This window comes from Neobacillus niacini, assembly GCF_048572935.1.
Lineage (GTDB): Bacteria > Bacillota > Bacilli > Bacillales > Cytobacillaceae > Neobacillus > Neobacillus niacini.
In genome coordinates this window covers 3077247-3089472 of sequence record NZ_CP183883.1, presented here as the reverse complement: position 1 = coordinate 3089472, position 12226 = coordinate 3077247, and the positions used below count along the sequence as shown (strand labels likewise).

At 36.5% G+C, this 12226-nt stretch carries 13 protein-coding genes and 1 pseudogene; 5 read left to right on the top strand and 9 right to left on the bottom strand.

Translation table 11 applies throughout. The annotated features are described in order from the left end of the window. Nucleotides 1-166 precede the first annotated feature (166 nt). The 3 genes from ACN6MT_RS15205 to ACN6MT_RS15195 all read left to right on the top strand — a co-directional run bounded on the left by ACN6MT_RS15205 (nucleotide 167) and on the right by ACN6MT_RS15195 (nucleotide 2528). Nucleotides 167-718: a cytochrome c oxidase subunit II gene (locus tag ACN6MT_RS15205; protein WP_419886913.1), complete on the top strand. Its 552-nt coding sequence runs from the start codon at nucleotides 167-169 to the stop codon at nucleotides 716-718. Then, on the top strand, nucleotides 711-2171 hold the full coding sequence (locus ACN6MT_RS15200) for a cbb3-type cytochrome c oxidase subunit I (RefSeq protein WP_419886912.1): 1461 nt from the start codon (nucleotides 711-713) through the stop codon (nucleotides 2169-2171). The genes ACN6MT_RS15205 and ACN6MT_RS15200 overlap by 8 nt, the downstream gene beginning before the upstream one ends. Nucleotides 2172-2258: 87 nt before the next feature. Beyond that, nucleotides 2259-2528, top strand: coding sequence for a hypothetical protein (locus tag ACN6MT_RS15195; RefSeq protein WP_419886911.1), 270 nt, complete (start codon nucleotides 2259-2261; stop codon nucleotides 2526-2528). Between the two features lie 77 nt (nucleotides 2529-2605). Here the strand turns inward: ACN6MT_RS15195 and mnhG are convergent, their stop codons facing one another. From mnhG to ACN6MT_RS15160, 7 genes are read right to left on the bottom strand one after another with little or no spacing between them, the layout of a single operon-like run. Continuing rightward, complete coding sequence (mnhG, locus tag ACN6MT_RS15190; RefSeq protein ID WP_063253086.1) at nucleotides 2606-2974, bottom strand: monovalent cation/H(+) antiporter subunit G; 369 nt, start codon at nucleotides 2972-2974, stop codon at nucleotides 2606-2608. Continuing rightward, nucleotides 2958-3242: a Na(+)/H(+) antiporter subunit F1 gene (locus ACN6MT_RS15185; protein ID WP_419886910.1), complete on the bottom strand. Its 285-nt coding sequence runs from the start codon at nucleotides 3240-3242 to the stop codon at nucleotides 2958-2960. Before ACN6MT_RS15185 ends, mnhG begins: the two co-directional genes overlap by 17 nt. Further along, nucleotides 3242-3718, bottom strand: a complete 477-nt coding sequence (locus ACN6MT_RS15180; RefSeq protein ID WP_419886909.1) for a Na+/H+ antiporter subunit E — start codon at nucleotides 3716-3718, stop codon at nucleotides 3242-3244. Before ACN6MT_RS15180 ends, ACN6MT_RS15185 begins: the two co-directional genes overlap by 1 nt. A gap of 7 nt (nucleotides 3719-3725) precedes the next feature. Next, complete coding sequence (locus ACN6MT_RS15175) at nucleotides 3726-5213, bottom strand: Na+/H+ antiporter subunit D (protein WP_419886908.1); 1488 nt, start codon at nucleotides 5211-5213, stop codon at nucleotides 3726-3728. Continuing rightward, entirely contained in the window at nucleotides 5206-5547 is a 342-nt protein-coding gene (locus ACN6MT_RS15170; protein ID WP_419886907.1) for a Na(+)/H(+) antiporter subunit C, read from the bottom strand. Before ACN6MT_RS15170 ends, ACN6MT_RS15175 begins: the two co-directional genes overlap by 8 nt. After that, nucleotides 5547-5972: a Na(+)/H(+) antiporter subunit B gene (locus ACN6MT_RS15165; RefSeq protein WP_419886906.1), complete on the bottom strand. Its 426-nt coding sequence runs from the start codon at nucleotides 5970-5972 to the stop codon at nucleotides 5547-5549. The genes ACN6MT_RS15170 and ACN6MT_RS15165 overlap by 1 nt, the downstream gene beginning before the upstream one ends. Further along, complete coding sequence (locus ACN6MT_RS15160; RefSeq protein WP_419886905.1) at nucleotides 5969-8374, bottom strand: Na+/H+ antiporter subunit A; 2406 nt, start codon at nucleotides 8372-8374, stop codon at nucleotides 5969-5971. The genes ACN6MT_RS15165 and ACN6MT_RS15160 overlap by 4 nt, the downstream gene beginning before the upstream one ends. A 347-nt stretch (nucleotides 8375-8721) precedes the next feature. Here ACN6MT_RS15160 and ACN6MT_RS15155 point away from each other — a divergent pair, with 347 nt between their 5' ends. Further along, nucleotides 8722-8823, top strand: a complete 102-nt coding sequence (locus ACN6MT_RS15155) for a YjcZ family sporulation protein (protein WP_082799474.1) — start codon at nucleotides 8722-8724, stop codon at nucleotides 8821-8823. A gap of 112 nt (nucleotides 8824-8935) precedes the next feature. After that, the gene (locus ACN6MT_RS15150) at nucleotides 8936-9412 is read left to right on the top strand and encodes a hypothetical protein (RefSeq protein WP_419886904.1); all 477 of its coding nucleotides are present in this window, start codon (nucleotides 8936-8938) and stop codon (nucleotides 9410-9412) included. A gap of 43 nt (nucleotides 9413-9455) precedes the next feature. On the opposite strand, the gene ACN6MT_RS15145 is transcribed toward ACN6MT_RS15150, so the two are convergent. Continuing rightward, nucleotides 9456-9986, bottom strand: coding sequence for an HD domain-containing protein (locus tag ACN6MT_RS15145; protein ID WP_419886903.1), 531 nt, complete (start codon nucleotides 9984-9986; stop codon nucleotides 9456-9458). A gap of 248 nt (nucleotides 9987-10234) precedes the next feature. After that, nucleotides 10235-12187 (bottom strand): annotated as a pseudogene (locus ACN6MT_RS15140) (LTA synthase family protein); the annotation flags it as partial. Nucleotides 12188-12226 lie beyond the last annotated feature (39 nt).

The window sequence follows — 12226 nt, the reverse complement described above, 5'->3', positions numbered from 1 at the left end:
GGGGACATTTGTGGGGGTAAAGAAATATGGTTAAAAAAGGAGACTTTTAAATTACGAGCAAGGGTATGATAAAATTCACTTTTTCTTAACAATTACTAGAATAAAATGGTAGTGGAAATATGTGGTTGGAGGACTGCATGTTCAATTAATTATCGGGGGGATATATATGTACCAATCTATTGCATGGTACGCTACATTATTTCTGGTTTTTCTTCTTGCCTTGGCTTTTGCCTTTGTGTATGGAGAATCTAGAAAACTAAGAGAATATGGTCCAATTCAAGAAAAAGGCTACAAAATCCGAAAGTTTTATTTCCTTGGGCTGCTGGCAGTAATGGGGCTTGCGACAGCAATGTCACTAAGTAAGCTTCCCTATCATAATCAACATGCCATCGCAAAAGGAAAAACAACAGTTGTTGAGGTTACAGGTCTTCAATATGCTTGGGAACTTAGTGATGAAGAGTTTACAGTTGGGGATGAGGTTCTATTTCAGGTGACTAGTAAAGATGTTACGCATGGTTTTGGTGTTTATGATCCAGATTTAAAGTTAATTGCTCAAACACAAGCGATGCCCCACTACACGAATACAGCGACAATAAAGTTCGACAAACCAGGCACTTATAAAATTTTATGTTTGGAATATTGCAGTGTGGGACATCACGTTATGATGAAGGAAATCACTGTTAAACCCAAAGAAGGAAGTGACGACCATAATGAATAATGCCAGCAAAATTACGAATAAAGGTGTTGCAATATCTCTAATGGTTACCTCTGTGGTTATAGTTTTAATGATGATCTTTGGGGTCATTATGTTATTAAATCAAGGTAATGTTGTCCAGATTTCACCACAATTATTTTATAAAGTTATGACCATACATGGAACTGGCATGATTGGAATTGCTGCATTAGGCGGAAGCGCTATCATGTGGTATTACCTGTCTACATATATCCATTTAAATGCTAAAATCTTTTTTGCCAATTTACTATTGTCATTGATCGGGGTTGTATTCATCCTCATCGCTATTTTTGTTTTTCATTTTTCTGATGGCTGGACATTCCTATTCCCGCTGCCAGCCTACTCAGCTAATCTCTATGGTAAAACGGGTGCATTATTATTTTTATTTGGAATGTTGCTATTAGGGATTGGTTATCTGCTCATGTACTTTTACTTAGCAGCGAGATTTAAAAAAGAATATGGCGGGTTATTAAAGTCACTTGGCTGGGATGTTATCCTAGGCAAAAAAAAGTATGGCCCACCTTCATCTGTCGTTGCAGCTACAATGGTAATCATCACTAATTCTACAGCGATTCTTGCAGGTGCAACGGTGATTGTTGGCTCTTTCATCAACATTATTAATCCAGCATTTAGTATGGATCCAATGCTGGCTAAACATTTAACCTATGCGTTTGGGCATATTTTTGCAAACTGTACGATTTACATGGCTGTCATCGCTGTTTACGAAATATTATCTAACTATACGGGACGTCCTTGGAAAACGAATAAAGTCTTTTTAATTGCTTGGAACTGTTCCACTATCTTTACGTTAATGATTTATACTCACCATCTGTTAATGGATTTCGCAGTACCAAAATGGATGTTAATCATTGGTCAAGTTTTTTCATATGCGAATGGGCTTCCCGTTATGGTTGTCACAGCCTATGGTGCATTAATGATTGTCTACCATTCAGCAATAAAATGGGATTTCGCTTCAAGTATGATGTTCTTGGCCATGTTTGGCTGGGTAGCTGGCGCAGTACCGGCAATCATTGACGCAACCATTGTGATTAACCACATCATGCACAATACAAAATGGGTTCCAGGTCACTTTCATACGTATATGGGGATGGGCGTCGTTGCAATGATTTTCGGATTTATGTATTATTTCAATAAAACCGAAGGAACTCAGAAAGAAAAAAGCCTGGATAAGTTAGCGATTGTTACCTATTTTATCTTTTTCACCGGTTTAACTGGATCGTTCTTATATGCTGGAAAAATTAGTGCCCCGCGCAGATGGGCTGAGCATTTACCAGAGTGGACAGCCTCTGACCAAGTTGGAGCCCTTTGCGGGATATTTATCATAGCAGCTGCCCTTGTCTTTACCATTCGCTTTATTGTTGGATTAAAGAAAATTGGAAGCAATACAACAGATAAATCTCTAAAATCTGCTTCTTAAAAAAACGAACCATCCAGTCGTCCACATGGATGACAAGATGGTTCGTTTTTTCAATATTTGTGCAAACTAATCCTTAACGGGAGGTGTATGTACAAATTGAAAATAAAAATTGCGGTAAGTTCTTCTATATTTTTACTTTTACTAACAGCAGCCTGGTACCTGCAGCAACAGCAAGATAACCATCGGGAATTTACAGTTAATCAAATGGAATCCCAAGTAAATAATTTGAATTTAGTTCCAATGAATAATGAAATTACTCCGTTGAATACGACTTTAAACACGGAGGAATCTACTTTCCAATGGAAATTATTTGAGCCATTTAAACCTAGGGAATATGTTCGGATTATAGAGCATTAAAAAATGTAACAAATCTAACCCTTATTTAAAAAGTGTTCCAAGCAATAACTGGAACACTTTTTATTTTTATTCTGTAATTATTCAACAGATGATTTCTCCATTACCTTTTTATTATATTCTTTTAAGTCGTCTCTTACACTTTTATCCCAAAGTTTTACTCCTGAATTATAGGCTGCCCTGTTAATTAAATGACCTGAAATAGGGGAAGTCATAAAAAGGAAGATAATTCCTAAAATTAGCCTTGAATTAAAATGACCTTCCAAGGCATAAAAGTATAGAAAAGTTCCCAATAGAATAGACATTACCCCTAATGTAGCAGCCTTTGAGGCAGCATGATTTCGTGTATAAACATCAGGGAGTCTAATTACTCCAACCGTAGCAATTAGGCAAAATAGAGCTCCCACTAAAATAAAGAATCCAATAAGGAAATCAATGATTACGCTCACGTTCGATAATTACCCCCTTTTCCAAATACTTAGCAAACGCAACTGTTCCAATAAAGGCTAGAATCCCTATTAATAGTATGATTTCAAGAAAAGCATGAGAGTTTAAAACGATTGATATCAATGCTGTAATCGCTACAAGGTTTACACCTATTGCATCTAATGCAATCACTCTATCGGCTACACTAGGACCTTTTATTACCCGATAAATTAATCCAAGCATCGAAAGAGAGCAGAATAACAATGCTAATCGAATAATAATCTCAATCATTACCTGCTCACCTCCAAAATAGCTTTTTCGAATGAATTCTTAATACTGTTAATCTCATCTTCTACTTCCCCAATATTCATCGCATGAATAAAAAGGGTTTTATTATCCTCTGAAACATCAATGACTAATGTACCTGGCGTTAATGTTATTAAACTTGAGAGTAAAGTAATTTGCCAATCCTTTGTTAAAACTGTGTCCATTGCAAAAATAGCGGGCCTCATATCTAATTTAGGTTTTAATACAATTTTTACAATGGCTATATTGGACAAAATTAATTCCTTTATAAAAATAAAAGTCAACTTTATGAAGGACCATAATCGGAATAAATAAAAACGGCTATGGAAGTAACGTCTTAGCACAAATATGACAAGGAGTCCAAAAATAAAGCCTTTTATAAAACTTATGGGATCGTAGGAAACCTTAATAAACATCCATAAAAAGGCTAACACCACATTCAATAAAATTTGAAATGCCAAAGCTAATTCACTCCTTTAAGACAGCATCAATATATAAATTAGGATTCAACAGGGTGTCGGCTGCCTGAGAAATATACGGCAAAATAAATTCGGAACCAATTCCGTAAAGAGCAGATATCGCTACTAATATAGCAGGAGCAATAAGCAATTGTTTTACAGGTGCTTTTTCCTCTCCACCGTAAGTACGGTCCTTTCCCCAAAAACCATTAATAAAAATTTTCATAACCGAAAAAAGTACGAGTAAACTTGACATCAATGTAATGAAGCCGCCAATAAAGCTCTCACCCTCAAATCCACCTTGCACAATTAGGAGTTTTCCAACAAAACCACTCAAAGGAGGAATTCCTGCGAGCGTTAGAGCAGCAATAAAGAATGTCCAGCCAAGACCTGGATAACGGGTAATTAATCCGCTAATATTTCTTAAGTTACTCGTTCCCGTAATCGTAATAACAATTCCTACGAGCAGAAATAATGCTGCTTTAATAAGCATATCGTGAATCAGGTAGTAAACAGCACCTGTTAGGGATGCTGTGTTCAAGACAGAAACGCCATATAGAATCACTCCAACAGCGATGATAATATTATAAATAATGATGTTCTTGATATCCCAGTACGCAATGGCACCAATAACACCGAACACAATGGACAGAATCGCTAGAATGGTGAGAATACCAAACGCATCCATATCATGATAAAAGAAAAGAGTATATGTTCTTGTAATCGAATAAACTCCAACTTTTGTCAATAAAGCACCAAAAAGTGCTAATACAGGAGCTGGAGGTGCGTAATAGGAACCCGGCATCCAAAAGTAGAGCGGGAAAATCGCTCCCTTTAAGCCAAAAACGATTAAAAATAAGACTGCAATAACTGTTAATATTCCTGGCATCCCATTTACACTAATTTCATTGATTCGACTAGAAATATGAGCCATATTTAACGTGCCGACTACAGAATATAAATAGGCAACCGCAACAACAAATAATGCAGATGATATGACATTCACAAGTAAATATTTAATTGATTCTCTTAGTTGTATCTTTGTTCCTCCAAGAACTAACAAAACATAGGAAGACATAAGCATGACCTCAAAAAACACAAAAAGGTTAAAGATATCTCCTGTTGTAAAAGCTCCGTTCACTCCTACTAATAAAAAGTTAAAAACAGCATAGTAGTAGTATTTTTCACGTTCTTGTCCAATCGATTTAAAGGAGTAAATTAAACAAGCAAACGCAATAATGCTTGTTGTTAGTACTAGAAGCGCTGAAAACATGTCAGAAACTAAAGTAATCCCAAATGGAGCGTCCCAGCTGCTTACATTAAGCGATTGAATCCCATCGGTGTGTACCTTTTGTACAATGACCCCCGCAGCAATCATTGTACTTACAGAAGAGATAATTGCTACAACTCGCTGACCTGTGATTCTTTTATTTAGAAAAATTAATACTACCCCAGTAAATAAGGGGATTAATATAGGCAAAATGATTAAATTAGTCATCTTTTTCTGTTCCCCTCATTTCTTCTACATTATCTGTCCCCAGCTCTTGATAGGCTCGATAAGCCAAGACTAAGAAAAAGGCTGTCACACCAAAGCTGATTACAATGGCTGTTAAAATTAACGCTTGAGGCAGTGGATCTGTATAGCTCTCCGCATTTCCCCCTAATATAGGAGCAGACCCCCTCTTCAAACCACCCATCGTTAGAATAAGGAGATGGGCACCATGGCTTAATAGTCCAGTGCCGACGATGATACGCAGCAGACTTTTTGAAAGCATTAAATAGGTAGCAGTCGTAAATAAAATACCAATCACAATTGCCATTAAAATTTCCATTATTCATCCTCTCCAATCGTTTGAATAATGGTCATCGTCACTCCGACAACAACAAAGTACACTCCTAAATCAAAAAGTGTTGCTGTATGAATAGATAATTCACCAAGGAGCGGTAAGTGAACATCTCCGAATGCATGGGTTAAAAATGGTACATCAAAGATCAAAGAACCCGCACTTGTTCCAATTGCAAATAGCAGCCCAATCGCTGTAAGAATCCGGTAGTTTACTGGTAAAATTTTCGCAACTGTTTTGATATCATAAGTTATTAATAAAAGCACAATCGCTCCTGCTGTCATTAGTCCTCCTATAAACCCTCCGCCGGGATAATAATGACCCGCTGTAAAAATATAGACTGAGTAGAGGACAATAAAGAAGAGAAGAACTTTTACGGCTGTTTCAAGTATGATATTGTTCGTTTTTCTCATCCTTCTTTTCTCCCATTCAATCTTAATTTGATCATGCCAAAGATTCCTAAAGAAGCAATGGCCAATACTGTGATTTCAAAAAGTGTATCAAAGCCGCGAAAATCAACTAGTATGACGTTTACCATGTTCTTGCCCGCAGCCTCTGTATACGTATTCTCTACGTAATATTTTGAAATAGAATCAAAAAGTTTACTGCTATGTGCTGAAAGTGCGATTAAGGTTACAAGTGCTCCTACTCCAACAGAAATGAGAGCATTGGTAAGTCTAAACCTCATTCTAGTCTCAAATTTCCTTAATTTAGGCAAATGATAGAAACACACCAAGAATAAGGCGACAGAAATCGTTTCAATAACAAGCTGAGTTAACGCTAAATCTGGTGCTCTAAACAGTATATAGAATAAAGAAACTGTATAACCAACAGCACCAAGCAAGATAATAGAAGTCATTCTTGATTTAGCAAATAGAATACAAATCGATCCCAAAACCACAAGAATAGCCAATACAACTTCATAAATTCCTATTGAAGATACATTGTTTGTATCAAACATAAAGGCATTCTTTCCAATTAGTGTAGTTACAAGGATAGCAATAAAGAATGCAAATATATAGACGAGGTAGGACCTAATCGATCCATTCATATAGGTTTTAGTTATCTTAAAAGAGACTGATTCTATTCCTTCCATTAAAAAGTCATAAAATTGATTAAGAGAAAGCTTCTCTGGAATCGCTTTATAGATTTTTTTCCATTTTGAATGAGTCTTATAAAGGATAATTCCTAAACACACTACACCGAGGGTCATAAGCAGTTCAATATTCAGTCCATGCCAGAAAGAAATGTGAACCATAAATTCATCACCCGCCCCAAGCAGACTTGGAAGAATCGAAGCCATAGCAGGTGAGATGAGACTATCAGATAAAAGGTTTGGGAAAAACCCGAAAATAATAACAAGTGAAACGAGTATAACCGGTGAGATTAGCAATCCCATTGGAGCTTCATGTGGTTTTTTATCAAGTTTTTCCGGCTGATATTTACCGGTGAATGTTTTAGAAACAAGTATCATGCTATAAACAAAAGTAAAGACACTGGCAATCCAAGCAAGCACTGGGAATACAAAACCCCATGTTTCAAGATTAAATAAATCCATTTCCGTTACATGCACCATGGCTGTAAAAAACATCTCTTTACTTAAGAACCCGTTAAATGGTGGAAGTCCCGCCATTGAGAAAGCACCAATAATAGAAATCGTAAACGTAATCGGCATAAAGTGCATTAAACCACCCAATTTACGAATATCCCTTGTCCCTGTTTCATGGTCGATGATTCCAGCAGCCATGAATAGGCTACCTTTAAAGGTTGCATGGTTAACTAAGTGGAAAATAGCCGCCGTGACAGCTACCGTATAGATATTTTCATCCAAAAATTCATAATGAAGAGCTGCTGCTCCAGCACCAAGTAAGGACATAATCAGACCTAATTGGCTGACAGTTGAGAAGGCTAAAATCGCCTTTAAATCGGTCTGTTTCACCGCAAATATAGAACCCCATATCAAGGTAAGTATCCCGATACTTGTTACTAGCCAGAACCATAGAAAATGATCCCCGAACACCGGAGTAAAACGTGCTACTAAATAAATTCCTGCCTTCACCATTGTTGCAGAGTGTAAGTAAGCACTCACGGGTGTTGGAGCTTCCATGGCATCCGGAAGCCAAATATAGAACGGAAATTGCGCAGACTTTGTAAAAGCACCAAGTAAAATACAAAGTAATGCAGGCACAAATAATGCGTGGTGAAAAATAGTATTTGCTTGAGATATCAATTCTGTAACACTAAAAGTTCCTGTCATAATGTACAGAAGGATGATTCCTCCCAGCATGGCGAGCCCGCCAAATACCGTAATGAGCATTGATTTTTGTGCACCATAACGTGATTTATCTCGTTCGTACCAGTAACCAATTAAAAGAAAAGACGAAAAGCTGGTCAGTTCCCAAAATGCATACATGACAATTAAGTTATCCGATAAGACAACTCCAAGCATCGCACTCATAAAGAGCAGTAAATATACATAAAAGTTATTGAGCTTTTCTTTAGTCTTTGCTAGATAATAGATGGAATAAAGAACAACCAAGGCTCCAATCCCTGTGATTAAAAGTGCAAATAAAAGGCCAAGTCCATCGACTTTTGCTGTAAAATTAATCCCTAAAGACGGAATCCAGTTCATACTTTCAATGAATGATTTCCCCCTCATCGTTTCCGGTAAGAAAGTGAGAAAATAGACGAACAACAAAATAGGTAACGGCAGCACAAACCATCCTGTATGTATATGGCGGAATATTCTGTAAAATACTGGAATAAAAACCGAAAGGACCAAGGGTGCTACAATCGCTAAGTGTGGTGCAGACATAACATAACCTCCTTATTTCTGAGATACCAACCAATTAGGTTGTCAGATTAATTCTAGTTCTCAATTCTAGCTTTATACTATCATTCCACCTCTCGAATCTTTTCATTAATTTTGAATTTCAATTTTTGGAACTACAAAAAGGAGTCTGTACCAAGGGACATAGTTATCCCTTGGTGACAGACTCCTCCAAAAATCGTTTTTATTTATTTATATAATGGTAACATGACATTGGTGTCCATACAATCGTTTTTTATAAAAAATAATACAACCATGAACTTCGTCCAAGCCTTCCAAGCGGTTATTTCATAAATTAAAGGTAGATAACGGTCTGTGGAGGTGGAGACGGAATGGGTCAACAAGGCGGTAACAACAACACATTTGCATTAATTGTTGTTTTATTTATTCTTTTAATTATTGTCGGATCTGCATTTTTTGGCGGCGGATATTAATCCGTAGAAGGGGCTCCAGTGCTTAGGCACTGAAGCCTTTTTAAATAATTTGTTGTATCTTCAGTTAAACTATCTGTATGATAGTACTATTACGAAAATATTGGAGGCACTAATGCTTACTTTTAATGAAAAATTATCCATAATTGAAACATTTCCTGAACTAGAACGAAAAGACGTCTCACTGAAGCGAATTAATTTCCAACTGCCGAACAGCGCTTCCGACAAGAAGAATGTGGTTTACCACCTTCATCCAAACGGAAACGGATTTGTTTATGCTGGAAATCTACATTCCTATCAAACAGACGAGAAAGGAATGGTTAATATTCGTGATTTTTCAGCAGATGAATTGAAAATATTGATTAAAGAGTCCATTGAATCTTTATTACCTGTAGAAAAGTCAATTGCAGAAGAAGCGATTATCGGTAACCAGGTGGAAGAACGCTGGGTCGACGAGGAGAAAAATCATTTAATTTTAATCAATGAAAACGATACTTGGAATATTTACTTTGGACTAAACCTTGAAGAAAGCTTCGATACATACGGTGAAGCTGAAGGATTTTTACAAGAAGAAGGATTCCGTCGGGTATAAATACATAAATCTCAAGCTGTGCCAGGAGCACAGCTTGTTTTATTCACCCATGTTTAGCCATATTTTCTAGTTCCACATCAATCCAGTCATCTAAACGAGTTATACTATGCTTTGCCCGTTCATAATCAATACTTCGATAATGGTGCATTCCACCCTCCTCTTCGTCTCTTTCATCTGCCCATTTAACAATTTGCTGCAACGGTGTCCGTACAATGTCGTTTGATGGTAAAAAAGAATCAGTGTGAAAAAGAATGGCTAATGCGATTGTCTTTGCTTTTATTGGATTTTCACCAAGACGGATTAATAACTTGTGCGCTCTTTCCGCCCCTTTAATCGGATGTATGTCATTTTGCTTATATAAATCATAATCCCATTTTCCGTTCTTATACCATGTGTAATGCCCCATATCATGTAGAAGCCCCGCCTTTGCCGCTGTATCAATATCAACTTGATGTTCTTTCGCTAAATGAAAGGCATGATAGGCAACAGCAATTGCATGGGCTATTCCAGATCGATTCAAGTATTTTTGTGCAATATGATGTTCAAATATGTTAATTAACCTTACATCTCTCATATCAATCTCCTCCACTCCATGCAATGTGCAATTTTTTTACTATACATTATAGTATAAACATAATTCTAAAGCTACATATTTATTCATTAAAACGAATAAAAAAAGAAGCCTTCATTTTTAATGAAAGCCCCTCATTAATTTGTAATGATTTATTATTCTTTAACAGAATCAGCGGAATTTATACTCTCAGTTTCAGTCTCTGTTTCACTTGTATCTTCAGTAAAATCAGTACTTTCTGTATCACTTGTATCTTCCGTGTCCTTTATTTCTTTTTTAGCTTTTGGAGCTAAATATTCGAAGTCGTTTGGATTTATTGGAGTATATCCCTCCGGCTCGTAGAAGCGTAAAAGGTCTTTATAGACAATTTCATCTGAAATTTGAAGCTCTGTAGCTGCTTTATCCGCAATTTCCTTACATGCTTCAATCCCTTCGAGTAATTCTCCTGTTACATTACTGTAGCATTTCCCTTTGACCTGGACAATCTCTGGTGAAACGAAGTCACCGTTCCTAAATAAAGCCCAGTTTCTGTGATCTGGAGATAATAGGTCAGACCCAAGTTCCATATAGTCTTTCGTATCTATTCCTAAGAAGTGGAGGATTGTCGAACGAACGTCTGCCTGACCTCCGTATTGCTGTTGAACTCCACCTTTTACCCCTGGAACATGAATAAATAAAGGAACGCGTTGCAAGCCTGCATTTAACGTTGGTGTGATTTCCTCCACACCGAGAACTTTTGCCATTGCTTCGTTGTGATTTTCCGAAATACCATAATGGTCACCATACATGACAATAACGGTATTATCATATAAACCTGAAGCTTTTAAATCATTAAAGAACTGTTCAATCGCTTCATCCATATAATGCGCTGCTTGGAAATACTGGTCAACCACTTTATCACCTGTATCCCCAGCAGGGAATTCTGTATCCTCTGGATCCATTTCAAATGGAAAATGATTTGAAAGGGTTAAAAACTTTGTATAGAACGGCTGTGGTAAGCTCTTAAGTAATGGCATTGATTCCGTGAAGAATGGCTTATCCTTTAAACCATAATTCTTTGTGTTTTCCTCTGTCATATTGTAATATTCGGCATCAAAAAATTGATCGTATCCTAATGCCTTATACATAACGTTCCGGTTCCAGAATGTTTTATAATTTCCATGGAACGAAGCAGAATAGTAACCATTACCTTTTAAAATCGCCGGCATGGCATGGTAGGTATTTTGGGCTTTGTTGACAAATACAGCACCTTGAGCCATTGGGTATAATCCATTTTCCATCAAAAATTCTGCGTCCGATGTCTTTCCTTGACCGGTTTGATGAAAGAAGTTTTCAAAATAAAAAGCTTCATTTCCGTGCACTAATGAATTTAAAAAAGGTGTCACTTCCTGACCATCAGGCATTTTATAATCGATGGCGAAGCTTTGAAGTGATTCCATTGCAATATAGATTACATTCATTCCTTTGGCCTTACCAAAATATTCAGGATTAGGGCTAGAGAAATTTGCTTTTCGGTAGTTTTCAACATCCGTAATATCACTGCTATCCGCAAGTGCACGTTGACCTGAAGATTTAATGTTTTGAATAACGTCGTAGATGGTGAAGTTATAGGCGCCCAAATATTTTACTAAGTAATTCCTATCAAAAGAACGACTTAAAAGCTGCGGACGATCCTTTTCAGCCAAACCAAGATTAAATAAAAATACAGTAACCGCGAACAACAACACCACTTTAAATGACCTTTTATGTTCCACCGTTGCCTTTTTAAAAGTAGTTGCAGCAAGAATAATTAAAATAAAGAAATCCAAGAAGTATAGGAAATCGAATGGAGACATTAAAGAAAGCGCACTATCTCCTAATTGTCCTGCATTTGTTTTCGTCGACATCAATACTGGAACCGTAATAAAATCACTGAAAAATCTGTAATAAGCAATATTTGCGTACAATAAAAACGACAAAATAAAGTTCGTAATAATCATTACTAATTTCATATGCTTCTTGAAAAGTAATGCTAAACCAAAAAAGAACAGTGCTGAACTTAATGGGTTAATGAATAAAAGAAACTTTTGTAAGTTATTATCAATTCCAAGTGTAAATTCAATTTGATAAGCAGTATAAGTTTTTAGCCAGAATAAAACAACAGCAATTGCAAAGAAAGCAATCGATCCATTATTTTTTATTTTTGGCAGTTGAATCTTTTTCATTTCTTTTTCTCCTCTCACTTACCAACAACCTTCGGTAAA

Excerpts from the sequence above, each read along its gene's own strand:
- ACN6MT_RS15170 (WP_419886907.1), bottom strand. The coding sequence starts at position 5,547 with ATGGAAATTTTAATGGCAATTGTGATTGGTATTTTATTTACGACTGCT.
- ACN6MT_RS15205 (WP_419886913.1), top strand. The coding sequence starts at position 167 with ATGTACCAATCTATTGCATGGTACGCTACATTATTTCTGGTTTTTCTT.
- ACN6MT_RS15195 (WP_419886911.1), top strand. The coding sequence starts at position 2,259 with ATGTACAAATTGAAAATAAAAATTGCGGTAAGTTCTTCTATATTTTTA.
- ACN6MT_RS15155 (WP_082799474.1), top strand. The coding sequence starts at position 8,722 with ATGGGTCAACAAGGCGGTAACAACAACACATTTGCATTAATTGTTGTT.
- ACN6MT_RS15160 (WP_419886905.1), bottom strand. The coding sequence starts at position 8,374 with ATGTCTGCACCACACTTAGCGATTGTAGCACCCTTGGTCCTTTCGGTT.
- ACN6MT_RS15175 (WP_419886908.1), bottom strand. The coding sequence starts at position 5,213 with ATGACTAATTTAATCATTTTGCCTATATTAATCCCCTTATTTACTGGG.
- ACN6MT_RS15185 (WP_419886910.1), bottom strand. The coding sequence starts at position 3,242 with ATGATTGAGATTATTATTCGATTAGCATTGTTATTCTGCTCTCTTTCG.
- ACN6MT_RS15165 (WP_419886906.1), bottom strand. The coding sequence starts at position 5,972 with ATGAGAAAAACGAACAATATCATACTTGAAACAGCCGTAAAAGTTCTT.
- ACN6MT_RS15200 (WP_419886912.1), top strand. The coding sequence starts at position 711 with ATGAATAATGCCAGCAAAATTACGAATAAAGGTGTTGCAATATCTCTA.
- ACN6MT_RS15145 (WP_419886903.1), bottom strand. The coding sequence starts at position 9,986 with ATGAGAGATGTAAGGTTAATTAACATATTTGAACATCATATTGCACAA.
- ACN6MT_RS15150 (WP_419886904.1), top strand. The coding sequence starts at position 8,936 with ATGCTTACTTTTAATGAAAAATTATCCATAATTGAAACATTTCCTGAA.